Genomic DNA, 24,858 nt, shown 5'->3' with positions numbered 1-24,858 from the left:
ACTTTGCAAAAACATTCCCATTAATATAGACAAAGAAGCCCGCCCTCGCGCCGATGCTTCTACGTGACCGGCACAACGCGACTATCTTCCTTCATGTCCGCATATAATTGAAATGGCTTATGCACATATATGCATGAATCATCCTTGTAATCTCGCAGATTCATACAGCATAACCACTCATGACTTTTTCCGGAATGACCTCATTTCATATAAAGAACAAGCTCTTCCGGTATTGGACGTTTCAAAAGAAAATGCTACCTTTGCAACGATAGCGCTCAGTTACAACATCACTAAAACAAAAGGTATCAATGCGGCAATAATATGAATACATACAAGCTCCTCCCTTACGGCATATCAGACTTCCGGCGGATTCGAAAAGAAAATTATTATTATGTAGACAAAAGTGCCTATATCCAACGCATGGAAGATGTGGCGAGTTTCCTGTTCCTTATCCGCCCGCGCCGTTTCGGGAAAAGCCTTTTCCTGTCCATGCTCCGCTATTATTACGACATCAACGAAAAAGAAAATTTCAGAGAACTGTTTAAAGGGCTTTGGGTAGCAGACCATCCTACCCAATGGCAAGGCAAATTTCAAGTGCTGCACTTAGACTTCTCGCAAGTCGGAGGAAATGCAGATGCACTCCCTTTGAATTTCGACCGCTACTTCGAAGTGCGGTTAGACGATTTTGCAGAACGTTATGCCGCCTATTATCCCGCCGACTTTGTAGAAAGAATAAGAGGAGCGCAAGACGCAAACACCAAGTTCGCCCTTATCATTGCAGCAGCCAGCGCACGCAACCATAAACTGTATCTGATAGTAGACGAATACGACAATTTCACCAATACCATACTGAACGAAGAAGGTGAAGCCATTTATCATGCCATAACCCACGCCAGCGGCTTCTACCGTGATGTATTCAAGAAATTTAAAGGCAACTTCGAGCGTATCCTGATGCTGGGAGTCAGCCCCGTGGCCTTAGATGACGTGACCAGCGGTTACAACATCGCCACCAGCATCACGATGGATGCCCGCTTCAACCGGATGTTAGGGTTCAGCGAAACAGACGTGCGCGAAATGATCCGTTACTACCAGTCTGCGGGTACATTAAAAGCCGATGAAGAACATCTGATAGCAGAAATGAAACCCTGGTACGACGGATATTGCTTTTCAGAAGAGGTAGTCTATACAGACCCGAAGATGTTTAACTGCGATATGGTTACTTATTATTTGAATTACTATATCCAACACGGATGTGCCCCTAAAGAAATGGTAGACCGCAACACGTGTACAGATTACACGAAATTGGACAAGCTGATTAAGTTAGACCAGTTAGACGGTGATCGCAAAGGCGTATTATTGGAAGTGGCAGAAAAGGGAACAACTACCGGCATCGTAGCCAATTCATTCCCGGCATCCCGACTGACCGACCCGGAAATATTCAAGAGCCTGTTATTCTATTACGGCATGCTGACCATCACGGGAACTTACGGAATCGAGCAAGAACTGGGCATCCCGAACAACAACGTACGGAAGCAATATTACGATTTCTTATTGAACGAATACAAAAAGGTACACCCGATAAACCTTTCTCCGTTGCTTCGCAGCTATACCGACGCAGCTTTCAAAGGGAATTGGCATCCCATGCTGGAACATATTTTCAAAGCATATCATGACACCACCGCCATCCGCAGCCTGATAGAAGGTGAACGGAACTTGCAAGGTTTTATGAATGCTTACCTCAGCTTGAACCCTTACTACCTGACCGCCCCCGAAGTGGAATTGAATCACGGTTATTGCGATTTCTTCCTCATGCCCGACCTGGTACGTTGGCCCATGGTAAAGCACAGCTATATTTTAGAATTGAAATACCTGCCTGCCACAGCTACCGATGAGAGAGCGGAAGCACAGCGGACGGAAGCCATAAAGCAAGTAAAAGATTACGCTTCCGGTCCCAAAGTGCAAACGCTCATCCAAGGAACCACATTGCATCTTATCGTTGCCCAAATCAAAGGATACGACTTAGAAGCTGTTTTGAATTTATCGTGCGATGATTTGGGATGAGTTTTTGAGGCATTTTCGCTTCTGTGATGAGGAAGATAGCGGGCTATCTGACGAAGAACAGGAGCGAAAAGGACCAAAAAATCGCCCAAAGCACACACGGAAACGGATACATCAAGTCAAGAAAAACTTTTTGGAGAAATTCAAAACAGCTTCTTAATAGGACTGGAAGAAGTGGAACGGGAATAAAATATGAGCGATGCCTGCAGTATGGTCATACGAAATTCAGGAAATATTCCTCTTGAACTTTCAGGACCATATAATAATATTTGTCTTTCTTCATTGCTTCTTATATTTACGTTGGAAATCTGCTATAAACTTTTTTAACCGTTCATCCATCCCCGTTTCCACATCAGAGAATTGGAAGTTTCCCGGAACCGCATAAACATAATAATCCCGATAATTACCGCATTCCGACAGCGTCTGAAGCCGTACTGCATAGTCGTTTGAAAAAGTCATCATTTCGTAAGCTGCTTTCACATAGCGGTCAGCTCTTGGCAATTTTCCCGGCTCTTCACTGCCATTCCCTATATGTTCCAATGACCCTCTTTCTATAGGTACGCAACCAAGAATGTCGTAGCAGTCTTTCTGCAGCAGCAACAAGACCTGACAATCTCCATAACCGAACCTCGGTGCACAAATTCCACCTTTCGTTTCTTTAATCATCCATATCAAGTCCGGACTTTTATACCCTGAAGCTACTTTCTTCTTTAGATCTGCCCAATAACCTTCTCTGCCCCTCTGCTCATTACCCATATACAGAGGATCATAGTGCATATAGCTGTCATCACGTTCCGCAAGTCCCAGTTGCTTTTCCAACTCATGTATCTCCCTGTTCATCTCCTCCCGTTTTTTCTCTTCTGCTTTTTGCTCTTTAATCTTTTGGGGTGTTTTGCTATAAATCCATTTACCTATATGATACATGGCAATGAACGGACTGCAAATCACTAATCCGCCGATGATGGCCCCAAAAAGGAGATCATCTTTATCTATTTTCATTGTTATCGTTTTTATCATTCTTTTCCCTTTCTATCGTTTCCCATATGCCTTTATACACCGGATAAGCCAACAATTGGAATACAGGCAACGTGCGTCTGCTTCCACAACGTTTGCAAGGCATCGGAACGGAATAGACCATTGCACCGTATTCCACATCCGGTGCCATAAAGATTTTCTTGCACTCGGTGCAGATGAATAATGTTATTCCTCGTATCATAACTCATTCTGTTTTTTTATTGCAAGCCGCTACCTTAGCTTCCTCTTTAGAAACAACCGGACTTGCCGTGAATCCGATCGGACGCTTTTCTTCCTTCTCACTCAATTCGTTTTGCAACAAATCGCACATATCGTCTACAGCATGTTTTACATCCGCAAAGTATTCATAGAATAGCGAAAGCAGCATCTTGCGATTGGCAAAGTAGAAATGCGCATCAACAATTAACACGTCACCGAATGCCTTTAGTGTCGACAAACGCTCCTCGTCTGTATTGACTTTATCCGCAATGAAAGTCTTACGCGGCAAATCCAGCTTTTCGTACATTTCATCCTTCAGCCGAAATGAAATGTCACACCGAGGATATTCCCCGTCCAAGTCGAACTCTACATTATAATAATAGTCTTCAAACAGCACCTGTATCATGCCGTCTTTCACTTCCGCCTGTATGCCTTCCGCGGTCAGATAATCCACCACCGCCTTGCGCATCCGGCTAACGTCATAACGGAAAAACAGCCGTTCCCAAAAAGAAGTTATCGCCTTGTTCATATCACTGCTGAGTTTAGTTGATTAATACCTGTTCCGCTGGCTGCGGTAAGCATACGAAACCTTCCAACGGTCCAGTTCCAATGCCCGCACACACAATTGAGGGTGCGAATAAAAAATACACTGATACTCTTGTTGTATCCGGTTCCAAAGCGAAGAGTGCTTCAGTGCCTCATACGCTTTTCCTTGTTCCACCAGACAGTCCGGCTGGCGGGAGTCTTCTTTCATTCCCGATGCCAACTTTATCAATACCGACTGATAGGTTTCTTCGCCAACGACTGCTGCCCCACAACGGTCGGCAGACAATTCGCTCTTCCTGTTCCAGTATTGCAAAGCCAAATAAATTGGTGAGAACATCATCCAAGGTATCAAGCCTAAAAACATGCCCATCTCTTTCAGCGTCTCATACATCGTGAGATACAACATATGCCGGCACAAGATATGACCGCACTCGTGAGCGATAACCCCCTTCAATTCCTCCTTGCTCATCCGCTCCACCAAACTGCTGGATAAGGCGATGAACGTACGGGTCTCTCCGTAAGTATAAGCGTTTATCATGGGGTCATTATAGACATACAGTTCCGGTTCCGTGATGCCGACTTGTCCCGTCACTTCTTTAAAAACGGCATAGATATCCGGATAATTTCTTGAGGTGACTCTTATCATATTCGCCAGATTCTCTCCTCGGTATTGGGCTTCGTAACCCCACTTCATGAACTTACGGATCAATCTTTCACAGCCTGGCACACTCTTTATCAACTGTATCGCTTTTGCATCTTCAGGATGCATAATGTCTTGCGCCCTCATAGCCTATCCTCCTTTCTTCCATGAACCGCAAACGCATGCACGACACTTGTATCACGCAGGGAATCGTCACCCGGTAGGCCGGCGAAGCCAAATCGAAAGCCGCCCAACCTAAAGTGACCGCCCATCCTATCGGACCGCCTAAAATGCCGAACGCCTTATTCAGCAAATTACCACCCAACATCAATATACCCCTGCCTAACAGCATCTTCGAAATCATCTGCGCTACATAAAGCGCAATGCAGGTAAACAGCACGCCCCCTTTCCGTATCGCCATCTGGAGGGCAAACATTAACATAAATTTCTGCGGATGCTTCTCACCAATGTCCAATTGTTCCGCCATCTGCCGCAACTCTTCTTCCGGCATACGCCTTACCGTTTCCATACAGACCTTTTCCAACAAACGTCTTTCTATCTCTGCGGTCTCTTCCAAATCGGAAAACCAAACCTCCATCTTCCGGCACACATCCTGCAATATCTCCCGATAGCGCACACCTCCCTTGCGGAACACATTCACTATCGTATTGCCACCAAAGCGTTGCAACTCGTTGGCAATCTCCTGCCACATACAAGGCAGACGGTCGGGGTAATACCGCAAGTAAGCGTCCGTATTTGTCAACTGTTCCGACAAACGCACATTCCCGTCCTTATCGGATGTCATCATATCCACCAGCGTCTTCAAGTCCTCGCTTTTGCAAGACGCTAAAAACTGCAAGTCCCTGTCTTCTTTCATAATATCAGATTTTAATTATTAACTCAATTTTAACTATTCGTAAACTCACTTGACTGAACTCGCTTTTAATATAACTTGTCCAGTTACAGTGATAGCACTACCTAACACTCCCCAGATACAAGATTTCTTCATTACCTTCTTATTCACTCTGCCTTCCTTTTTACCATGGAACAACAAACCCAATCCAGTACCAATAACAAATCCAATTCCAGCACCACATGCCATCTCTTTCGCATTAGGCAATGCTTCACCTAATGTTCGGGATGAATTTGTGCCATTAGTACAAGAAATTGACGTTTGAGTTTCTTGTACTTTATCTTGAAAGGCCATAAGTCCTTTTTTTATTTCTTCTGACGAAACTACGAACTTCAAATTTTCATTTATAACTGACGCAAGTACATCCTTATCCTCTGCACAAACAAACAATTCAGCGTTTGAACCAACTACACATTCTTTCAAACGTTTTGCACTAATTCTATCCCAACCAAAATAAGAACGAATCAATTTTGGATCGAGTTGTATAACTTTTCCACCTTCGATCTTTGCATAGTACTCATCCGGTGTAGGAATGTAATCACCTTTTTGGAAGTTTGTTCCAAACACGTAACGTCCGATTGCGGGCTTTACCCAGATACTTAAAATCTTAACCATGATAATCAAGTTTAAAATTTAACATAAGTGATTTAATTCAATCTTGCAAGAGAAGAATTTCTTTCTTTTGCTCGTCAGACAAAGACAGCATCTTTCTCATGTAAGCTATGTGAATACAACAAGGTATCGTAATCCGATAAGCGGGTCCAGCCACATCTATTGCAGTCCATATAACTGTCAATAGCCATCCAATAGGCCCGGCAAAAACAGACAACCATCTGGTTAAACCTGCATTCACAGCTAACGACAAACCTCTGCCTAATAAGGCTCGACAAACGGCATTAGCAACGATTACAGCTATTTGATAAGGCATAAAGCCGCCCATACGGATAGCCATCTGCAACGCAGCCACCATAGCCTCTTTACTATAATTTGCAACCTTGAGATTTGAAGAATCAATCAAACTCTTCAAGTCAGAAGGCGACATTCTTTCAATGGCATCTTCGGCAACCTTCCTCAGCAGAGAATCCTCAATGAACTCTATCTTTGCTTTCTTGTTGAAATTAACTTTCATCTTCTTACACACATCCAGCAAAATCTCCCGATAAGGAACACCATGCCCACGAAACAAATTCATTATTGAATTGCCACCAAATTTTTGCAATTCATGCGCAATATCCAACCACATTGTTTGCAATTGGTTCGGATAATACAATTGATAAGTTTCCGAACCTGTCAATTCTTCAGTCCAACGGGTATCACCATCTTTATCCTTTGTCAAATAGTCTACCAAAACCCGTAAGTCTTCATTACCACACTTAGCCAGAAACTCCAAATCTTCATCTAATATTTTCATAATCAAAAGTATTAAATGGTTAAACAATTAATTTACAATCTTATTCTACAATGCGAGGTAATATGTATTCATATCAGAATCAATACCAGCTCCCCATTCTGAGGCAACGTCACTTAAAGCGTCCCAGATTTCATCAGCATTGCCGCCCCAATCATCCATGTCGATAGTTACATCAACACAAAAATATTCATTCTCGTGGTAAGCATCTGTTTGATACTCCCAATCTCCCAAAGCATCTTCGATGTCTTCTAAAAACCCTCTTTCTTGTTTTTTCATACTCTTAAATTTTTGTAAACCAGTAGTTGAAGCTCAATTCTGATTCATAGTTAACTATTATTCTGCCGTCTTTTCCTACCCATAAGCAGATTTTGGTATTCAACCAAAGCGGCGCCTCTCTTTGATTGACATTGCAAATGTAAGCACAAAAAAAACGATAACTATGCAGCATTACTTCACACTACATAGCTATCATTAAAAGTTAATCCAGTGAAATTATTTTTTCCTTAAAACCTCAATTTTAGCAATATTCCCCAATTTGATTCCTTATAATTTCAGATTTTCAAACTTATTTTTCAACTTGATTAACATGGCGGGTAACCCAACCATTCTTTGTATATTTATCTTTCATAATACCGGTTACAAGCACCCTTCCCGGAGCGTTTCTCAAAGACTTATCACCATAAAGAACTTTTACTTTCAGATTTACATACTTCTGCCCATCTTCTTCGTATGGCATCTCAAACAAACCATCATTATTGGATTGACGTTCCGGTTTTTCAAGCATTCTTGGTTTCGAATTATCCTGCAAAGGAACAAATGTTTCCGCATTCGTTTCTTCTATTGGCTGTTCAACAATCTTTGTGAAACCTTCTTTTTCAAGCCGTAACATGAGATTATGAAACCATTTTGTAACCAAGAAAAAGGTTGAGAAGTCTGATAAAAAAAACAGTTCTCGCATCTCTTCGTCCAAAGCATTGTGACTTTCTTCGTTAGGCATTTCATCCATATGCTTCAAAGCACCTATCATTACTTCAGAGTATCTCTTATAGGAATGAGACAATCCACCAATAATTTTAGATGCCCTATCTTCCTTGTCATCTGTAATTTTCATTATTGAATTTATACACTCCAGCATTTGCTCAACGCTTTGACGCATCTGGTTACCATGAGCTGAATCTATATCACGTTCTTTATAATATTCCATAATAGGATCGAATTGAGAAGACTTAAATTTCATCTCTATCCAACCCCTTGAGAAGAAATCAAGAATATATTCATATCCCTGATAGTAATAATATTTATTATCTAAATCGGATTTTATCTTCTCAATCATTTCATAAGGACCACTTGACTTTTGAAATATGTTTTCTCCGTCTCGCAATCCCCAATTGTGTAATGCCTCCAAAACTACATCTGCGGTATCTCCCTCCGATTTCCTAAGGAGCTGACCAGAGTAAATGTATAGCGGTATTTTGCAATTTATCACGTGACGAACCAAAGGAAGAAAACCGCTTTTATTTGCATCTTTCTCTGGAGAATCCGAAGACACTCCGTTAGCATCAAGTATTACTGCATGATACTTTTCGCGTTTATTGGTAATCCTGTCTTTACATTCATCAACATAACCAATCTTCTCAAAATTCATCTCAGGATGCATTTCCCGAATAATTTCCAGCGCTTTGATAGGCTCATCATCAAGCCACAAGATGTTATAAATTTGATCCATATATAGGTAAATTAATAATAAATCCAACTTTATATCCGTCGTCAACCTTTTCCAACATATCAATATTTGCTCCATAATGCTTCAGGAATTGCCTTGCAGAATACAGCCCTATTCCCTCCCCGCTTCCAACTCCTTTATCAAATATAGCATCTCTATCACCCTTAAATTCCTTACCATTATTTTCTATGATTAAGTTAACCCTATGATCACTTTTCTCATCCTTTATTAATTTAATCAGTACTTTTTTCTCAAAATAATCTCCGACACTGAAAGTTTTTTGGAGATTAATAGTAAATAATCGCGAGAAAAAGCGTGACAAAATTTTCTTCCACAGCGATAATCGAATATTTAAGATAGGGAAAGTAGAAGTTGAATCCTCAACAAATGCATGATCATGCAAATTCTTGATTATGTTTCCCAAAACGTGTGAACGGAAAGCTTTCTTACTCATGCTAACTTGAACATCGGACAAATCTCCAAAATATTTTTCAATTTGAATAGTAGTTTTTCCTAAAAGACCACGCTTGGAGTTGTCCCCCTTAAAAGCACTTAGTATCTCAGCCTTCAAATTAAATGGTTCCGATATCCCATATTTAAACGATTCGATATTCTCAAGGTTATCACAAAGTGACTCAGACTCATTTAAAGCCATTCTCAAAATATCTATAAGATGAGTATTGTTATACTCCGTCTTGTTCTGGCCAACTATAGATGAAAAAAACTCGACATTTTCTCTGATTTTAGGTACCATAACCTCCTTAACTTTTTCCAATTTTTCTTCTATTCGCCATCCAAGACATTCATAAGTTCCGCGCATTTCCGCAGAATCGGCATATATCTTAATAATTCGGTCTATGTCATCAGGGATAAAAGCATCCGGATTAGATATAACTTCTTTAACCAATGCTTGAATTGGGGCACTAACAACTAATCCAAAATCTCCTGAATAGTTATGTTTATGCTCCCTCACTTTATCCATCAAATCAATCAGACGAGAACGTTCATCCTCAAGCTCTTGAATGCGTGACTCAAGTTCTTGAACACGTGATGCAAGCTCTACTGGGGAAAGTTTTAGCAAATCTTGAAGTTCCATACTAAATCCTTTCGTTTATCAACTGAACAGAAATGAATACAATATTGATTAAAACTTCCAACTTATGTTTTTGATCTTCATTCCATTGCTGATAGTCCTTGGGGAAAACAGTATTTAACCACACTAAAGAATCTTCCAATCGTTTCTGATTATCATCGCTTCTCACTATGAGACTTGATAAATGTCGTAACTGGGGAACCACATTTTCATTATAATGCTTCATAATCTCCACCTGCGCCTCCAACTCCTTTAGCTTACTCTTATTCTTCAATCTGGCAGCGAAGATTCCACCCGCAGTACCTAAACCAGCAATAGTCCATCCAATCGGGCCCAACAAGCCTAATAAGAGATTTCCCCCCGCAATGCCTGCTCCACCAGCTGCGACAGCACCTCCTCCAAGCCATGCCAATGCCGCATTCGTTGCCGCCGCACCTGTAAGGGCACTAATTGCAGTTCCTGTGGAAGCTGTACCAACAACTGTTGCTATTGACATTGCTGCGGTTGGGCCAAGAGTTGCGATTGCTGTACCAGTAGCAGCTGTACCCAAAATTTGAGCAGCTGTTCGTCCTGTCTTATCCGTTAATTCTGCAAACTTATCAGGGCGTTTCTCATACTCGACAGCTTTTTGAAAATCTTCTATTTGTTTCAATGAATCTGTCAAATCATTATTACACCAAGGGGGTAAGTTGTTAATGGAAGATAAACGCTGTGGAATAGATTCAAGAATCTTAACATACAACTTCCTTTTTCCATAAAGCAATAAAGCTTGCGTCCTCAAACTCTCTTGATTCTTTACATACTGAGAGTGGACTTTCTTATATTCTTTAACATATTCTTCTACAGCCTTTGAACCTAATATTGTTCCGATAAAACCCATATTGCTCTTAATTTATATAACCCAGATTTAATTCTATAAAACGAACTAATTAGATTACCCAATTTGACACCGTCTTTTCCGCCCATAGGTGTTTGTGGCATCTGTATTTTTAAGTGCACTTTTACAGACATGCAAAAATACACCAATTATCAAATCTATGTATGCAGCATTTCTTCATACTTTATACATATCGCTCATATTTTTTATTTGTTTTGCAAATGAATCCCGCAACCATGCAGGCTCTAAGACCTCGATTGCATCGCTATATGAAAACAGAAGCATCTTAAGCTCTGTATTAACTTTAACCTTCAGCTGAATAACAGTATAATCTTCTGTACAATATTCTTTCAATTCAGTCTGACTCCAATGAAGAGGCTTAGTCCTTATATAATCAATACTTGAATTGCCAACTTTGAGCACAACCTTCTCTAAAGGTGCATTCTTGTAATTCGATACACCTACTATATCATCAAAATATTCATCAAAATCAATATTTGATTCGATATATGGCTTACTTAAATGTTCCAGTCTCACAATCCTATCAAGAGGATAATTATGTATTTCGTTTTGCCCTTCACATAATGCGAACACATACCACCGTCTATTATATTGACGAAGATGATAAGGATGGATATTCCTTTCCAATTCCTTTCCTTTAAAAGGTTGATACCACATTTTCAACGGATATTTATGTATAATGGCATTCATAATATTCTCAATATATTCAAGACCGGCGACCTCACTATTATTGTCAAACGACATAAAATTAATTCCATCTTCAGATATACCATTTTCGAGTTCAATAAGATAGAATCTAAGCATATCATAACGAGGATCACCCTTAAAAAAGTTAAGCTTTTCAATAGACTTTCCTATTACTTCCATGTCTATGGAAGTCTGCTCCATAATTGAGAAATTTGTGTCTTCATATCTCCACAATTTTTCTCTGCCACGACAAAGACCTTCTTTATACTTGGCACCATATTTCTCTTTTAGTTCATTTAAATTATCTTGAAGAAGGCGTTTGCTTATGTTGTCTATTCGGTCATCATTTAAAATTTCATTTAATGTATGCCCCTCAGAAGAGCGTAACAATTGATCAAGTCGTTTAAACCGAGCTATTTTATCTTGTCCTTCATGCATAGGACTTTTTTTATATCTTGCCATAATCTGAATCCACTTTTAAGAATTATATTGCTAAAATTTCCCATCCATCTTTAATATTTTTACAATATTACGTTTTAAAAAATATATACCCCCTAATAATCTATTTCCTTAATTTTTATTTTTAGACTATAGCAAAATTATCACCTAACAATGTGGGTCTATATGAGAAATGGCAAGATCGTGCTTTATTACTACCATATCTTGCCATTCCTCAAAAAAATAGCGATTTAATAAGCGTCAATCATTGTTGTAATCCAAATAATCTTCTTGGTCTTGTATTCTATCCTCATAATCTTCATCTGTTTCATAAGGATCTCTTTCCCAATCTGTAGGAGAATAATAATCCTCCTCGTTATCATCATAATCGTTATAAGGTTTCATATTCTGTAAAATTTAAATTAGACTTCAAATCAATCCTTCTATAGGTTCCGTTAAGCTATTATTTTTTACACACATACTTTCTTTACCACACATCTCCTTTCTTACCTATAAGCCCTCCGAATTCAGCATTAGATTTAATACAAAAGTAAAGGCGTGAGGACTTGTCTGCTATGCACTGAAAAACAGGCATCGCCAAACGCCTTACCAGAAATGAATATAAACAGTACTCCCACGCCGTCTTGGTATGTACAGATACAGCATGGGCTGTACACGGACATATGCAAAACAGATGAGCGTCATGTTCTTTCATCCTTCTGGTTTGAAATTGGCGATTTCGTTTTTCAGGACGAAAGCAAAAAAACGCTTTCTATATGTAAGTCCGGCCATTTCTCCGGCCAGACACTACAAAGATATGTTTTTTACTCGAACATGACGCTCTTTTCTTGGAGTTTTTTACCTTTACATCATCAAGTTATTGCAATATTACAGCTATTTCACCACTAAAAAGGGAAATAAAATACGGACGCTTATTCGTACGGAAACATAGCCGGACTGATATTATAAAAGCCAAGCTATCCAATACCCCTCCAAAAGTAATATATACTGCATCGCCTGATGAATATATACTTCATCTGCCTATGAATATATACTGCATCGGGCGATGCAGTATATATTACTTTGTCAACCCATAGCATCGTATCGGATACCGTCCTCTATTTCCCAATCGGACTCTCACGAACCGCAATCGTAATCTAATTTATATTTCATGACTTTTTCCCCTTTCTGGAGAAGATATTCCCTCCCCTTCTTATACGCCTATAAGCCCTCCGAATTCAGCATTAGATTTAACACAAAAGTAAAGGCGTGAGGACTTGTCTGCTATCCATCAAGAAACAGGCATCGCCAAACGCCTTACCCAGAAATGAATATAAACAGTACTCCCACGCCGTCTTGGTATGTACAGGTACAACACGGGCTGTACACAGACATATACAAAACAGATGAGCGTCATGTTCCTTTCATCCATCTGAGTCTGAATTTTGGCGATTTCGTTTCTTAGGACGAAAGTAAAAAACGCTTTCCATAAATGTGGGCCATTTCTCCAGCCCGCATCATGCAAATATACATTTTTTGCCGGACATGACGCTCTTTTTCGGGAGTTTTTTTACCTTTACATCCGATTGATACAAAATTACGGTTTTCCCGTTTACTCCTTATATTATATAAGGACGGATTTCGGCAGGTGCCGGCGTTTTGTATCAAAACCGGCTTAAATTGATACGGATATGAACGAGAAACGAAAGATATTGCAATGCCTCATCGAAAACCGGGCTTTCGCGCCTTCGGCTTCCGCACTCGCCAAAGACTTGGGATACGAAAGCAACAAGGCGACCCTTTATCGGATTATGAGGGATGAAACGAAAGACAGTACGGTGGACGACGTGTGGGACAAGCTCCTGGAAGAGCACTGCCTCACGGAAAGGCACTTGTATAACTTAGCGCGTATCTTTGAAGGGGCCGCTTATTTCAGCGACTTGATTCTGCCCGAAATGGACCGGAAACATCCGAAGTGGCTTCGATACTTGCTGCTCATGCTGACCGATGATGATTACGAAGCTTGTTCTCCGGAATTCCAGCAAGAAACCGCCCCGATACTGAAAGACCTGAAAGCGGACGAACCGGACGTGTATTGGGGCATCGTGACGGTGATTTATATACGATGCCGAAATATCGACCCTTATAAGGAAAACCCCCAACGCACTTTCTGCCTGCTGATAGACGAATTGGACAGTATGTTATCCTACTGGTACCCGGAAAGGACGGACGCGCATGAAATTTCTTTCAATCTGAAAGAACTGACAAAAGCATCGAACTTGTGGAAAATCATCGAAAACTGTACCATCTTGTTCCGACGCTATACGGAAGCGGATTTCAGCAGCTATGCCAGTCAAAGCATGATGTTATTCGGTTGGGATGCAAAAAGCTTTTGGCGCATACCCGGGCACCCTTACCTACAAGGCAGCCAAGTATGGGTACTGGTAGAGCATAGTTTCGGGCGTGCCACAAACGGGTGCTACATCGTATTGTGCCTGGAAGCAGGAAAAGACATCTGCACATTCGTACTGAAAGACGCATTGGTGTTTTGCTTTTGGTCGGTAGATAAAGAAGACGACCCGCTCATCCTTCAAGCTTGCCGGGGAACTGGAGCACATAGAGAATGGTGTTTTTATGCCTACGGATATGATGAAGAAACACATACACTCTATCTGGAAGCCAATCCTGCAACAGGTAATCTATTCGGGCTTCCTGAAGCCATGAAACAGATAAATCTGGAAAAACCGAAAGACAAAGAAGAAAAAGTGTGGGCAAGAATCATGAACAAATGGGATAAAGAACAAGGAAATTCCATCTTCGAACAAGCCAAAGCGTTGTTTGCAGGCAGAATTGACCTGAAAGACACCTACCAGCTGGAAGATGTCAGCATCAGCCGGACTTGCCTGAAGCTCTTCATCAGGCACAATGGGGACAGCCGCACGTACCAATTGCCCATAGAGGCATACGATTTTCTTCAAACAATCAACCCTACGCAACAAGTGTTGATAGTGAGGCATACAGACGACCAAGACATCTACGTAGAATGGCCCGAAATGGGCTATGGCATCAAGTTGTCCGAGTTCGACACACATTAAGCCACAAGAGATATTATCAAATCCGGCGTAACGAACATTGGCACATTAGCACATTGACACATTAGCACATTAGCACATTAACACATTAGCACATTAGCACATTAGCACATTAGCACATTGGCACATTGGCACATTGTTTATTTGCTCATTTTATATTACCTTTGCTCAAACCAAAAACCAAAAACAAATTATGGATTCTATCAAAAACAGACGTACGATACGCAAGTATAAGCAACAGGACATCCCTGCCGACTTGCTGAACGGATTGCTGGAAGAAGCTTTCCGTGCCCCAACAATGGGTAACATGCAGTTGTATAGCGTCATTATCACACGTGACCCGGCAATGAAAGAACGGCTGGCACCCGCACATTTCCACCAGCCAATGCTGGCAGAAGCTCCCGTGGTGCTGACCTTCTGCGCCGACTTCAACCGCTTTGTGAAGTGGTGTCGCCAACGCAAGGCAGAACCAGGCTACGACAACCTGCTCTCGTTCATGAATGCCAGCATTGATGCCATCATGCTTACACAGAACTTCTGCACACTTGCCGAAGCCGCCGGACTGGGCACCTGTTTCCTGGGCACCACGATTTACAATCCCGACCAAATCATCGAAGTCCTGAACCTGCCCGAACGGGTCATTCCGCTTGCTACCATCACCGTGGGCTATCCCGATGAATGTCCTCCCCAGACCGACCGTCTGCCTTTGGAAGGCATCGTTCACGAAGAGCAATATCATGACTATTCGCCCGAGGACATCGACCGTATCTATGCCTACAAGGAGTCACTGCCCGAGAACAAGCATTTCGTGGAAATCAACCATACCGAAACGCTGGCACAGATTTTCACCGACATCCGCTACACGAAAGAAGGAAACGAGGCAATGTCGAAAGTGCTGAAAGAAACTCTACGCAAGCAGAAGTTTGAGGAATGATGAACTTTTTTAAATGAAGAATGAAGAATCGCTTCGCCACATGGGATTCTTCATTCTTCATTCCTCCAGCTTTGCCTTGATGCGTTCTAGCAGATAAATACAACCTTGCATCTTCGGATTTTCGTAGCATTGGTCTGCTTGCAGAAACAACCTGTGCAATGTTTCTTTCAGGTCTGGGATATATGTAGCCTTGTCCAATTGCAAACTCTTAGGAAGCTCCTTGCTATCGAACCAATGTTCCAGTTCCTGAATTTCTTCTTTCGTATACAAATTGTTAGAATCTTTCATCTTGTCTTTATAATTGAATTAAACTAATCAGAAGGGATAGCCTACAGCAAAGTGGAAAGCAAAATCACGCTTGAAATCAGGTGAAACAATCGGATAACGGTCTTTGCCCGTATACATCGGATTGATGGCTTTCATACCACCGTCGAAACGCAGGATTAGAAAATCGAGGTCAAAACGAATGCCCAAACCATATGCTACTGCCAATTGCTTATAAAAACGGTTGAACTTGAAAACGCCTTCGGTCTGTGTGCCTTGGGTACGAATATTCCACACATTACCGGCATCGATAAATGCCGCACCATTCAATTTCCAGAACAAATAGGTACGATACTCGATGTTAAGGTCAAGCTTGATATCACCCGTATGATTGACATAATCGATGGTATTCCCGTCTCCCCGGTACGAACCGGGTCCCAGCGTACGCACTCTCCAGCCACGCACACTATTGGCTCCACCCGAGAAATAAAGCTTTTCGAAAGGCAGGCTTCTCGAATTGCCATACGGGCAAGCTATGCCCAATCCAGCATGAAATACCAACGAGTTCCGGTCGTCTATCACAAAATTCTTCGCAAAATCGATATCCATCTTCACATACTGGGCAAAATCGATGTTTGCCAGCTGATAAGCATCGCCGTATTTCGGTTTCTTATGCACCAGACGCGAAAATCCATAAAGCAGATTGCCCGACTCTTCAATATTGAAACGGATGGAATACGAATTGCTCTTGGCAGCCTTCATCGCATTTCCTCCTGCACTGTTGTATGTATAAGTATACCCCATCCGCACGATAAAAAGGTCTTCATAACTATGCCGCAACAAAGGATTGACCTGGTCCATACGGTCAAGATAATCATTGAAAGCACCGGAAATGTAAGGCATGTAAACATAGTTGATGTCGAGCACATCAAACCGGTGCGTAGCTTTTCCCCTACGCGACCACCGATAACTCCAAGCAGCAGAAGCCAACGTCCGTTCGAACTCCGGACGTACCTGTGAATTGAACTTCACACTGACCTCTGAGGTTGCCCGGACACGCCGTTTGAAGTCGGATGACAAAAAAGGAAACATAAATTCGGGGAAATTGATGCTGCTCTCCACGCCATACTCCACATAATTGCTGTTGGCATACCCCTCCAGTCCGCTTACCGCTTCGTACGCACCACGCAATTTCAAGGTAAACGTTTCCGATCCTTTAAACAAGTTGCGGTGGATAAATGAAGCCGAAGCGGCTGCTCCTAAATCACCAGCCGAATTGGTACCTTCTATTTCGAATGAAAGGGCTTTGTTTTTGTTCTTAGACAAAAAGATATATGCATCCACACGGGCAGAATCGCCGGGCAACCGTACTTCATCGAAACGGATATTGGAATATTTCAATACTGACAGCCTCGCCAGCGAAGAATAAGTGTCCTGTACATTACGGCTGCAATACAAATCCCCCGGATGTAAATGATTATAATCGGTTACGACCCGCGGACGTAAAAAAGGTCTGTCTTTATAAAAAAGCCCGACTCCACCGGAAGATATCGAATCGAGCCCGCGCAAAGCATCCTCTGACAATTCTGCAAAATCTACCCCCAGCACATAACGCACATTACGCAATGTGTACTGCCTATGGGGTTGAGGCGCATCATCCTTTGTACGGCGGTAAGGCAATAATCTCATTGTCAAACCTACCCGATGCGTATTCAGCATCGTATCCGCCTGATAAGTTATGAAATCTTTATTGAAACGGTAATACCCACGGTCCTGCAAGTATTGGGTAATACGCTGACGCTCCTCATCCAGTACGTTTACATCGAAACGCATTCCCTCGTACAGACGGGTATGAGTAGAATCTTCTGCCAGATAAGCGGCTATTTTCGAATCGGAAATGTCATAAGTCAGACGCTCTACAACGTACGGTTGTCCCGAATGAATCGAATAATACACTTTCATCCGGTTGCCCGAAGGCACCTCGTCCATATCTACAGTAGCTCCCATATATCCCATATTCTGTACGGCTTTTTCCATTTCCTCACGGGTGTCCCGAGCAGCCTCACGGTCATATATGACGGGAGCCTCACCTATCTTGCGCCAAAAACGATTCAGCCATTTTGTAGAATCCAGCCCTGAAGCGCTATAAATATACATGGGAAGCTTGACAATACTGAACCATTTGGCATTAGAGGTCTGACGGACATAAAGATTCATCTGCGACGACTTAATCTCTTTATTATCCGACTCTATTTTAACATCATCCAACAAATAGCTCCCCTCTGGAATAAACTTGCTCACTGAACAGCCTGCCAGCAACATAACAGCAAGCATCAGGAATACGTTTATCAGAACCTTTTTTTTCATATACTACTCAGAGGGAATGCAAATTTATCCGCAAAGATAGGGATTTATTGAAAATATCTTCTTAGCTTTGCCCGTAAATATTTGTTATTTGTGCGAATCAGGAGTTAAAGTGGTCATGCTTCGCAAGAATTATCACTATGCCCGGTAGTTAAAAGCCCGTGATTCAGCTTTATGAAACAAGCATACAAGTATCGGCTGCTAACTTCCAACCCAAAATGTGAACAATACCACCTTTTCTGACTCCCCTTGTGATTCCTGACAGGTGTCATTTTAAACGAAAACGTATGCTCAGCAAAAACAAAATCAAATACATCCACTCGCTGGAACAGAAAAAGAACCGGAAAGAAGAACAAGCCTTCATCGCCGAAGGACCGAAACTGGTAGGCGACCTGCTGGGGCATTTTACATGCCGGCTGATAGTAGGCACCGACGAATGGCTGAACCAACACCCCTACATCCAAGCTTCCGAAATCATTGTGGTAAAGAGAGATGAACTATCTCGTATCAGCCTGCAGAAAACCCCTCAGGAAGTACTGGCTATCTTCGAACAACCGCCACATAAAGTAGAAGCAGATGCAGCCAGACACTCACTCTGCCTGGCACTGGACGATGTTCAAGACCCCGGAAATGTAGGAACAATAGCACGGGTGGCAGACTGGTTCGGCATCGAACACATATTCTGCTCGCGAGGCACGGCTGACATCTATAACCCCAAAACCGTACAGGCTACGATGGGAGCCATCGCACGCGTAAAATTCCATTACTGTGACCTGGCCGCATTTATCACAGAACAGGCCAAGGCAGACGTTCCCCTCTTCGGTACATTCCTAAACGGAAATAACATATACGAAGAAGCTTTAGATAGCAAAGGCATCATCATAATGGGCAACGAGGGCAATGGCATCAGCCCGGACATAGCCGAAGTTATCAACCACCGCTTGTTCATCCCAAACTATCCGCCTGAAAGAGCCACCAGCGAATCACTGAATGTAGCCATAGCCACAGCTATCGTCTGCGCTGAATTCAGGAGAAGAAAATAAACAAGCCATACTATACCATATGCGGTATCAACGAACATAAGTGATACGACTGACTTACTTATGTGAAACACCCAAGTCACTTATGTGAAACGGTCCACTCACTTATGTTCATCAAAAGGCATACTTGAACAAATGCACAAATTAATGACGTGTGGAGTAGAAAAAACAAAAATCTGCAAGCGGAAAAACCACTTACAGATTTCTGTGATTCCGGAGCGATTCGAACGCTCGACCCACGCCTTAGAAGGGCGTTGCTCTATCCAGCTGAGCTACGGAACCCCGTTTCTTAATTGCGAGTGCAAAGGTACGACATTCATTTGAAATATGCAACCCTTTTACAAAGAAATATCTTTAAAAAGGAAATTTCATATCTCACCGATGCAAACTTGCTTCGATTTCCTCTACTTCGCTCTTGAATGCCTTGTCCACTTCCACCTGGTCTTTAATGATTTTGCAAGCATGAAGCACGGTAGCATGGTCTTTGTTTCCTATCATCTGGCCAATCTTGCCAGATGAAACATCGGTATGCTTTTTTGCCAGATACATTGCAAGCTGGCGTACCTGCACTACCTCACGCTTGCGGGTCTTGGTATGGATAGCAGAAGTATCTATCTGATAATGCTTGCACACCTTCTCTATAATATCATTGACCGTAAGCGGTTTCACTTCGGCACAACGCACAGCTTTCTGCACAATATGCTGTGCCAGTTCCAAGTTGATTTCCCGTTTCAACTGGATAGAATATACTAACAAAGAATTGACAATTCCTTCCAGTTCGCGTACACTCTCGTTTACATTTTCGGCTATATAGCAAATCACAGATTCTGGTATTGTAAGACCGTCGCGACGGATTTTACTACGCAAGATGTTCTTGCGCAACTCAATATCCGGCTTTTCCAGTTCGGCAATCAGTCCCCACTTGAAACGTGTCAACAAGCGGTCTTCCATCCCCTGCAACATCACCGGTGCACGGTCGGACGTAAGAATAAGCTGCTTCCCGTTCTGATGCAGATGGTTGAATATATGGAAAAACGTGTTCTGTGTCTTGGTCATTCCGGCAAATTCTTGAATATCATCAATAATCAGCACATCAATAGTCTGGTAAAAACTGATGAAATCATTAAAATGATTGGTACGAACCGAATCGGTGTACTGCACCTGAAACAAGTGTGCAGACACATAAAGCACACGCTTCTCCGGATACAATTCCTTGATACGTGTACCGATAGCATTAATCAAATGCGTTTTTCCTACCCCTGAAGGTCCGTACAAGAACAACGGATTGAAAGTACGTGCCGGATTCTGAGCCACCGTCTCAGCCACTGTGCGCGAAAACTCATTGCTGGTACCCTTGATAAAGTTTTCAAAATTATAGTTAGGATTCAAATGTGGGTCTAAATCCTGAACTACAGGAGCCTGCAACAATGTAGGAGCCTTATTCCCATCATGTATGGGCTTCTGAGGAGACAAAGCGCCCGAGCGTTCTGTCCCTTTCATATCAATGGCTATGTGATTCGTTTTGTCGGTCAAAATGGAATACATCAACTCCGTACCCTCACCTATCTCTTTATAGATGGCGGCACGCAAGAGTTCCACGTATTTTTCTTCCAGATACTCATAGAAGAAAGGGCTCGGAACTCCAATAGTCAAAGCTTTCCCTTCGTATTTGACAGGCACGATGGGTTCAAACCAAGTAGTAAAGGCTGTCGTATTAACGTTGTCACGAATAAAGTCAAGACAACGTTGCCACAATACAATAGCCTGATTGTTTTCAATCATATTTGTCCTCTCTATATTTTTAAGCTATACTTCTACGGAACAAAGTTCGGAATCTATTTCTATAAAAACAAATGCCTTTTCGCTTGCTTTTTACAAGGCTTTTATAATATATTGGTTTTCAACCGCTTGTTTTACACACTTCTGAAACATATATTTCCAAGCATTTGTAAAATTGCAAAGGTTTGTTTTTCAATGCATTATTTATCTATTTCTCAAAGCGCACAAAGACTAATCCTTCTTCATTCACAACTTGAATATCAAAGGATTAGTCATTACTTATTTCGACTTCAGGCGTCGGATGCTATTTAGACAATTTCTATATAAGCATATTTAGAAGCTGTTTTGAATTTCTCCAAAAAGTTTTTCTTGGCTTGATGTATCTGTTTTCGTGTGTGCTTTGGGCGATTTTTTGGTCCTTTTCGCTCCTGTTCTTCGTCAGATAGCCCGCTATCTTCCTCATCACAGAAGCGAAAATGCCTCAAAAACTCATCCCAAATCATCGCACGATAAATTCAAAACAGCTTCTTATTTGTCTTTTTTCCCGAATAACGAGAAATGAACATAGCGTTTCGGATGTGTTTCCAGATCTTTCAACAAACTGGCCGCATTGGTCGCCGTTGCATTCAGATTCTGATATAAAGATGAATCATTCATCAGCAACCCGAGCGTATTGTCTTTCCGGTTCAATTTGTCTGTCAACATACGGACATTAGCCAATGTAGAATCTACTTTCAAGATAGTGGAAGCGTAATCCACACCTTTCAAATTACCGCTGATGACCTTTAGATTGGCTGTAATGTCATTGACGTTTCCCATCACCTGAGGCACATCGGTACTCATCAACTTGTTCAGCTGCTCACTGGCCGCATTCAAGGAGGCGGTCAACTGTTCGGCATTGTGCAACGTCTGGGCCAATGCCGGATCTGCCAACAGCTTGTTCAATGACCCCAAAATGGAATCCATTTTCGGCATCATCTGCTGCAGCTTTGGAAGCAAGTCCTGTTCAGCAGCTCCCATAAGTCCGTTGTTTGCCGAACCAGGAAGCGTATCTCCTTCATTATAATAGGTAGTATTCTGCAAGTCAAGCAGCAGATTCATCTTTACGGTACCCAACATTTCCGTCACCAGTTCAGCTCGGCTTCCCTTGGGTATTTTCATGTGTTCATCCAACTCAATGCCTACAAGCACATGACCAGGTTTTGCGTAATTGTACTGAATGTCACGCACGATACCAATCTTAAAGCCATTGGCAAACACCGGACTCGACTGAGGAAGTCCGTTTACATTTTCAAACTCTACCAGGTAATAACTCTCGGGCTTAAACATATTGATGCCCTTCAAGTATTTGATGCCGCAAAACAAGATGACCAGTGCAGCAATCCCCGCCAGTCCTATTTTAAATTCTTTTCTCATATATGCTTGTCTTTTTGTTTTAATTATCTGTTTCGTTTAAATTCCCGGATAGCCTGATTGACATTCATTTTCTCACCATTCTTGAATGCTATGATGAAAGCATCCTTGAATTTTGCATCTACTTTCGTCCGCTTCAGGCGTAGTATCTGATTATAATCAACCGTCTCTCCATAAGTATACTTGTATAATCCTTTTTCTTTATACCGTCCTACAGGACTTAATCCTTTAAACAAGCGGCTCTTTGCTGGCAAGATCCGGTCGGAAGTCAATATCTGAATCTTAAAGACCGGTCTGTCTTCCACTCCGTCTTTCCTTGCCTGTTCTGTCTGAATGCCTGAATCTTCCTTTTCCTCTTCTGATACGGTTGAAACAGGAACATCTCCGCCCACACCAGCCGCCGGAGTCTTATGCTCTTGCTTATACCTCAAGAATGCCTGATAAATACTTTGAGCCAAAGCCGAGCTGCCTTTGTCGGACAACAAGTATTGCTCTTCGGCGGCATTGGTAATATATCCCAGTTCTATCAAGACGCTTGGCATTGTGGTTTCGCGCAACACCAGAAAGCCAGCCTGATGCACCCCCTTATCTATACGCCGTGCACTTTGGCGGAACTGTTTCTGAACCAATTGGGCAAAATTCACACTTTGTGCCATATACTTATCTTGAAGGAACTCGAAAATAATGTAACTCTCAGACGAATTGGGATTAAACCCGGCATAACGCTGCTTATAATCATCTTCTATCAAGATGACAGAGTTTTCTTTCTTTGCCACTTCCAGATTATCCTCCGTTCGGTGAAGTCCCAACGTATAGGTCTCCGTACCGCTCACCCTGCTGTTACGTGAAGCAACAGAATTGGTGTGGATGGAAATAAACAAGTCCGCCTTGGCAGCATTGGCAATGTCGGCACGTCTATGCAACGGCACAAATACATCTTTCTTGCGCGTATAAACCACCTTCGTATCACCACACTGCTCTTCTATCAACCTGCCTAATTTCAATGCGACATTCAGATTGATGTTCTTTTCTCGCCCACGTCTTCCCACAGCCCCCGGATCATTACCTCCATGTCCCGCATCTATAACTACGGTAAACGATTTGTCCGTAACTTCAGAAGCCGTTGCTACGAAAGACAGCAAGAAACAGCATATACATAATATGTTAAATCTATACTTTCCCATGTTTCCAGTCTGGTGCAAAGGTAATAGTTTTTTGTGGGTTTCTTCCTTTAGCCAGACAAGATTTCTTTATTTTAATGGAGAAAGCCTATAAAAACAGAAAAAAGGGCAACCATTTTAACGTTTTTCGTTATTTTTGCATCCTAAACTAAACGTAGGAAACACCATGCTACAATTTATCAAGAACTGGACGTTGCCTTTGGCCATGCTGGCAGGAGTCATAGGATATTTCTGCTTTGCCATGTTCGATTTCCTTCATCCACTCAAACCTTTCGTGAAGTTTCTAGTGGTCTGGCTTACTCCGCTGCTGATTTTTGCCCAACTGCTCCTTACGTTCTGCAAGATAGAAGTCAAAGACCTATCTCCGCGGCGATGGACCTGCATCTTGTTGCTTATCCAACTGATTTCCTGTCTGGCAGTAGCAGGAGTATTGCTCTGCATTCCTTTCAGCTCCGTATGGCGTATCTCACTTGAAGGAGCAATGGTCTGCCTCATCTGCCCCACTGCTACGGCTGCTGCAGTTATCACCAACAAACTAGGCGGAAGTGCCGCATCGCTTACCACTTATACATTGGCTTCCAATCTTCTGGCAGCCATAGTTGTCCCTTTGGTCTTTCCTCTGGTGGAACCTTCCGACATTCCGTTCGGCGAATCATTCATGCGGATACTAGGGAAAGTATTCCCTTTGCTGCTTTTTCCTTTCTTCATCGCGGTGTTGTTGCGACGTTATGCCCCACCTGTCCATCAATTTCTGGTAGGACTTAAGGACATGGCATTCTATCTTTGGGGAATATCCCTGACCATCGTAATGGGACAAACTACCCAATCTGTGATAGAAGGAAACACTTCCATAGCCGAAGAATGTATTATCGCTGCTCTGGCACTAGTCATCTGCTGCCTCCAGTTTTGGGGAGGAAAAAGCATCGGAGGAAAATACCACGACCGCATCAGTGGCGGACAGGCATTGGGACAAAAGAACACGGTGCTTGCCATTTGGATGGCAGCCACCTATCTGAACCCGCTTACAACCATCGCTCCAGGAAGCTACGTGGTGTGGCAAAATACCATCAACAGCTGGCAGCTTTGGAAGAAAAGGAAATCAGAAGAACGAATCACCAAACACAAACCATCAACGCTAAATACCTAAGGAT

General features: G+C 42.2%; 25 protein-coding genes and 1 tRNA gene. 6 read left to right on the top strand and 20 right to left on the bottom strand.

Annotated features, from left to right (window positions below):
- The first annotated feature begins 321 nt into the window (after positions 1 to 321).
- Both B5G04_RS06520 and B5G04_RS19720 read left to right on the top strand, forming a co-directional pair.
- Positions 322 to 2,061, top strand: coding sequence for an ATP-binding protein (locus B5G04_RS06520; protein WP_087396388.1), 1,740 nt, complete (start codon positions 322 to 324; stop codon positions 2,059 to 2,061).
- Entirely contained in the window at positions 2,048 to 2,218 is a 171-nt protein-coding gene (locus B5G04_RS19720) for a hypothetical protein (protein WP_158098043.1), read from the top strand. The genes B5G04_RS06520 and B5G04_RS19720 overlap by 14 nt, the downstream gene beginning before the upstream one ends.
- A 119-nt stretch (positions 2,219 to 2,337) precedes the next feature.
- Here B5G04_RS19720 and B5G04_RS06510 read toward each other — a convergent pair whose 3' ends face one another.
- The 13 genes from B5G04_RS06510 to B5G04_RS19715 all read right to left on the bottom strand — a co-directional run bounded on the left by B5G04_RS06510 (position 2,338) and on the right by B5G04_RS19715 (position 12,045).
- Complete coding sequence (locus tag B5G04_RS06510; protein WP_087396385.1) at positions 2,338 to 3,057, bottom strand: hypothetical protein; 720 nt, start codon at positions 3,055 to 3,057, stop codon at positions 2,338 to 2,340.
- Positions 3,044 to 3,274 (bottom strand): hypothetical protein, encoded by a 231-nt coding sequence (locus tag B5G04_RS06505; protein WP_087396383.1) that lies wholly within the window; start codon positions 3,272 to 3,274, stop codon positions 3,044 to 3,046. Before B5G04_RS06505 ends, B5G04_RS06510 begins: the two co-directional genes overlap by 14 nt.
- A 3-nt stretch (positions 3,275 to 3,277) precedes the next feature.
- Complete coding sequence (locus B5G04_RS06500; protein ID WP_087396380.1) at positions 3,278 to 3,820, bottom strand: hypothetical protein; 543 nt, start codon at positions 3,818 to 3,820, stop codon at positions 3,278 to 3,280.
- A gap of 21 nt (positions 3,821 to 3,841) precedes the next feature.
- A complete protein-coding gene (locus tag B5G04_RS06495; RefSeq protein ID WP_087396378.1) occupies positions 3,842 to 4,624 on the bottom strand; it encodes a M48 family metallopeptidase in 783 nt (260 codons plus the stop codon).
- Positions 4,596 to 5,354 carry a DUF3944 domain-containing protein gene (locus B5G04_RS06490; RefSeq protein ID WP_087396690.1) on the bottom strand — a complete coding sequence of 253 codons (759 nt, stop codon included), beginning with the start codon at positions 5,352 to 5,354 and terminating at the stop codon, positions 4,596 to 4,598. The genes B5G04_RS06495 and B5G04_RS06490 overlap by 29 nt, the downstream gene beginning before the upstream one ends.
- Positions 5,355 to 5,399: 45 nt before the next feature.
- Positions 5,400 to 6,005 (bottom strand): hypothetical protein, encoded by a 606-nt coding sequence (locus B5G04_RS06485; RefSeq protein ID WP_143270437.1) that lies wholly within the window; start codon positions 6,003 to 6,005, stop codon positions 5,400 to 5,402.
- Between the two features lie 37 nt (positions 6,006 to 6,042).
- Positions 6,043 to 6,801 carry a DUF3944 domain-containing protein gene (locus B5G04_RS06480; RefSeq protein WP_087396688.1) on the bottom strand — a complete coding sequence of 253 codons (759 nt, stop codon included), beginning with the start codon at positions 6,799 to 6,801 and terminating at the stop codon, positions 6,043 to 6,045.
- Positions 6,802 to 6,846: 45 nt separating this feature from the next.
- Entirely contained in the window at positions 6,847 to 7,077 is a 231-nt protein-coding gene (locus B5G04_RS06475; protein WP_087396374.1) for a hypothetical protein, read from the bottom strand.
- 289 nt (positions 7,078 to 7,366) lie between these two features.
- Entirely contained in the window at positions 7,367 to 8,527 is a 1,161-nt protein-coding gene (locus tag B5G04_RS06470; protein WP_143270436.1) for a hypothetical protein, read from the bottom strand.
- A complete protein-coding gene (locus B5G04_RS06465; protein WP_087396370.1) occupies positions 8,511 to 9,620 on the bottom strand; it encodes an ATP-binding protein in 1,110 nt (369 codons plus the stop codon). Before B5G04_RS06465 ends, B5G04_RS06470 begins: the two co-directional genes overlap by 17 nt.
- Position 9,621: 1 nt before the next feature.
- Complete coding sequence (locus B5G04_RS06460) at positions 9,622 to 10,497, bottom strand: hypothetical protein (RefSeq protein ID WP_087396368.1); 876 nt, start codon at positions 10,495 to 10,497, stop codon at positions 9,622 to 9,624.
- Positions 10,498 to 10,671: 174 nt separating this feature from the next.
- Entirely contained in the window at positions 10,672 to 11,664 is a 993-nt protein-coding gene (locus tag B5G04_RS06455; RefSeq protein ID WP_087396366.1) for a WYL domain-containing protein, read from the bottom strand.
- Between the two features lie 237 nt (positions 11,665 to 11,901).
- Entirely contained in the window at positions 11,902 to 12,045 is a 144-nt protein-coding gene (locus tag B5G04_RS19715) for a hypothetical protein (RefSeq protein ID WP_158100063.1), read from the bottom strand.
- A 1,286-nt stretch (positions 12,046 to 13,331) separates the two neighbouring features.
- On the opposite strand from B5G04_RS19715, the gene B5G04_RS06445 reads away from it, so the two are divergent.
- Together B5G04_RS06445 and B5G04_RS06440 are read left to right on the top strand one after the other, a co-directional pair.
- Positions 13,332 to 14,735, top strand: coding sequence for a hypothetical protein (locus B5G04_RS06445; RefSeq protein ID WP_087249781.1), 1,404 nt, complete (start codon positions 13,332 to 13,334; stop codon positions 14,733 to 14,735).
- Positions 14,736 to 14,925: 190 nt separating this feature from the next.
- On the top strand, positions 14,926 to 15,666 hold the full coding sequence (locus B5G04_RS06440; RefSeq protein ID WP_022040428.1) for an NADPH-dependent oxidoreductase: 741 nt from the start codon (positions 14,926 to 14,928) through the stop codon (positions 15,664 to 15,666).
- Between the two features lie 57 nt (positions 15,667 to 15,723).
- On the opposite strand, the gene B5G04_RS06435 is transcribed toward B5G04_RS06440, so the two are convergent.
- Both B5G04_RS06435 and B5G04_RS06430 read right to left on the bottom strand, forming a co-directional pair.
- Complete coding sequence (locus B5G04_RS06435) at positions 15,724 to 15,954, bottom strand: hypothetical protein (RefSeq protein ID WP_087208372.1); 231 nt, start codon at positions 15,952 to 15,954, stop codon at positions 15,724 to 15,726.
- A gap of 27 nt (positions 15,955 to 15,981) precedes the next feature.
- Positions 15,982 to 18,297: a BamA/TamA family outer membrane protein gene (locus B5G04_RS06430; protein ID WP_087396362.1), complete on the bottom strand. Its 2,316-nt coding sequence runs from the start codon at positions 18,295 to 18,297 to the stop codon at positions 15,982 to 15,984.
- Between the two features lie 284 nt (positions 18,298 to 18,581).
- Here B5G04_RS06430 and B5G04_RS06425 point away from each other — a divergent pair, with 284 nt between their 5' ends.
- The gene (locus B5G04_RS06425; protein ID WP_022040425.1) at positions 18,582 to 19,337 is read left to right on the top strand and encodes an RNA methyltransferase; all 756 of its coding nucleotides are present in this window, start codon (positions 18,582 to 18,584) and stop codon (positions 19,335 to 19,337) included.
- A 205-nt stretch (positions 19,338 to 19,542) separates the two neighbouring features.
- On the opposite strand, the gene B5G04_RS06420 is transcribed toward B5G04_RS06425, so the two are convergent.
- From B5G04_RS06420 to B5G04_RS06405, 5 genes are all read right to left on the bottom strand, one after another.
- Positions 19,543 to 19,616: transfer RNA gene (locus B5G04_RS06420), tRNA-Arg, on the bottom strand.
- A 93-nt stretch (positions 19,617 to 19,709) separates the two neighbouring features.
- Positions 19,710 to 21,116, bottom strand: coding sequence for a chromosomal replication initiator protein DnaA (gene dnaA / locus B5G04_RS06415; RefSeq protein WP_022040423.1), 1,407 nt, complete (start codon positions 21,114 to 21,116; stop codon positions 19,710 to 19,712).
- A 305-nt stretch (positions 21,117 to 21,421) separates the two neighbouring features.
- Positions 21,422 to 21,616 (bottom strand): hypothetical protein, encoded by a 195-nt coding sequence (locus B5G04_RS19710; RefSeq protein ID WP_158100062.1) that lies wholly within the window; start codon positions 21,614 to 21,616, stop codon positions 21,422 to 21,424.
- Positions 21,617 to 21,641: 25 nt separating this feature from the next.
- The gene (locus B5G04_RS06410) at positions 21,642 to 22,529 is read right to left on the bottom strand and encodes an MlaD family protein (protein WP_087396360.1); all 888 of its coding nucleotides are present in this window, start codon (positions 22,527 to 22,529) and stop codon (positions 21,642 to 21,644) included.
- A 23-nt stretch (positions 22,530 to 22,552) separates the two neighbouring features.
- On the bottom strand, positions 22,553 to 23,710 hold the full coding sequence (locus B5G04_RS06405) for an N-acetylmuramoyl-L-alanine amidase (RefSeq protein ID WP_087211982.1): 1,158 nt from the start codon (positions 23,708 to 23,710) through the stop codon (positions 22,553 to 22,555).
- Positions 23,711 to 23,873: 163 nt separating this feature from the next.
- Between B5G04_RS06405 and B5G04_RS06400 the strand changes: the two genes are divergently transcribed.
- Complete coding sequence (locus B5G04_RS06400; protein ID WP_022040420.1) at positions 23,874 to 24,854, top strand: bile acid:sodium symporter; 981 nt, start codon at positions 23,874 to 23,876, stop codon at positions 24,852 to 24,854.
- Positions 24,855 to 24,858: the final 4 nt, after the last annotated feature.

The organism is Bacteroides sp. An51A (assembly GCF_002161565.1).
GTDB lineage: Bacteria > Bacteroidota > Bacteroidia > Bacteroidales > Bacteroidaceae > Phocaeicola > Phocaeicola intestinalis.
This window is presented reverse-complemented; position numbering and strand designations above follow the sequence as displayed.

Excerpts from the sequence above, each read along its gene's own strand:
- B5G04_RS06470 (WP_143270436.1), bottom strand. The coding sequence starts at position 8,527 with ATGGATCAAATTTATAACATCTTGTGGCTTGATGATGAGCCTATCAAA.
- B5G04_RS06465 (WP_087396370.1), bottom strand. The coding sequence starts at position 9,620 with ATGGAACTTCAAGATTTGCTAAAACTTTCCCCAGTAGAGCTTGCATCA.
- B5G04_RS06480 (WP_087396688.1), bottom strand. The coding sequence starts at position 6,801 with ATGAAAATATTAGATGAAGATTTGGAGTTTCTGGCTAAGTGTGGTAAT.
- B5G04_RS19715 (WP_158100063.1), bottom strand. The coding sequence starts at position 12,045 with ATGAAACCTTATAACGATTATGATGATAACGAGGAGGATTATTATTCT.
- B5G04_RS06440 (WP_022040428.1), top strand. The coding sequence starts at position 14,926 with ATGGATTCTATCAAAAACAGACGTACGATACGCAAGTATAAGCAACAG.
- B5G04_RS06455 (WP_087396366.1), bottom strand. The coding sequence starts at position 11,664 with ATGGCAAGATATAAAAAAAGTCCTATGCATGAAGGACAAGATAAAATA.
- B5G04_RS06510 (WP_087396385.1), bottom strand. The coding sequence starts at position 3,057 with ATGAAAATAGATAAAGATGATCTCCTTTTTGGGGCCATCATCGGCGGA.
- B5G04_RS06495 (WP_087396378.1), bottom strand. The coding sequence starts at position 4,624 with ATGAGGGCGCAAGACATTATGCATCCTGAAGATGCAAAAGCGATACAG.
- B5G04_RS06485 (WP_143270437.1), bottom strand. The coding sequence starts at position 6,005 with ATGGTTAAGATTTTAAGTATCTGGGTAAAGCCCGCAATCGGACGTTAC.
- B5G04_RS19710 (WP_158100062.1), bottom strand. The coding sequence starts at position 21,616 with ATGATTTGGGATGAGTTTTTGAGGCATTTTCGCTTCTGTGATGAGGAA.
- B5G04_RS06460 (WP_087396368.1), bottom strand. The coding sequence starts at position 10,497 with ATGGGTTTTATCGGAACAATATTAGGTTCAAAGGCTGTAGAAGAATAT.
- B5G04_RS06505 (WP_087396383.1), bottom strand. The coding sequence starts at position 3,274 with ATGATACGAGGAATAACATTATTCATCTGCACCGAGTGCAAGAAAATC.
- dnaA (WP_022040423.1), bottom strand. The coding sequence starts at position 21,116 with ATGATTGAAAACAATCAGGCTATTGTATTGTGGCAACGTTGTCTTGAC.
- B5G04_RS06475 (WP_087396374.1), bottom strand. The coding sequence starts at position 7,077 with ATGAAAAAACAAGAAAGAGGGTTTTTAGAAGACATCGAAGATGCTTTG.
- B5G04_RS06445 (WP_087249781.1), top strand. The coding sequence starts at position 13,332 with ATGAACGAGAAACGAAAGATATTGCAATGCCTCATCGAAAACCGGGCT.
- B5G04_RS19720 (WP_158098043.1), top strand. The coding sequence starts at position 2,048 with ATGATTTGGGATGAGTTTTTGAGGCATTTTCGCTTCTGTGATGAGGAA.
- B5G04_RS06430 (WP_087396362.1), bottom strand. The coding sequence starts at position 18,297 with ATGAAAAAAAAGGTTCTGATAAACGTATTCCTGATGCTTGCTGTTATG.
- B5G04_RS06490 (WP_087396690.1), bottom strand. The coding sequence starts at position 5,354 with ATGAAAGAAGACAGGGACTTGCAGTTTTTAGCGTCTTGCAAAAGCGAG.
- B5G04_RS06400 (WP_022040420.1), top strand. The coding sequence starts at position 23,874 with ATGCTACAATTTATCAAGAACTGGACGTTGCCTTTGGCCATGCTGGCA.
- B5G04_RS06425 (WP_022040425.1), top strand. The coding sequence starts at position 18,582 with ATGCTCAGCAAAAACAAAATCAAATACATCCACTCGCTGGAACAGAAA.
- B5G04_RS06435 (WP_087208372.1), bottom strand. The coding sequence starts at position 15,954 with ATGAAAGATTCTAACAATTTGTATACGAAAGAAGAAATTCAGGAACTG.
- B5G04_RS06410 (WP_087396360.1), bottom strand. The coding sequence starts at position 22,529 with ATGAGAAAAGAATTTAAAATAGGACTGGCGGGGATTGCTGCACTGGTC.
- B5G04_RS06405 (WP_087211982.1), bottom strand. The coding sequence starts at position 23,710 with ATGGGAAAGTATAGATTTAACATATTATGTATATGCTGTTTCTTGCTG.
- B5G04_RS06500 (WP_087396380.1), bottom strand. The coding sequence starts at position 3,820 with ATGAACAAGGCGATAACTTCTTTTTGGGAACGGCTGTTTTTCCGTTAT.
- B5G04_RS06520 (WP_087396388.1), top strand. The coding sequence starts at position 322 with ATGAATACATACAAGCTCCTCCCTTACGGCATATCAGACTTCCGGCGG.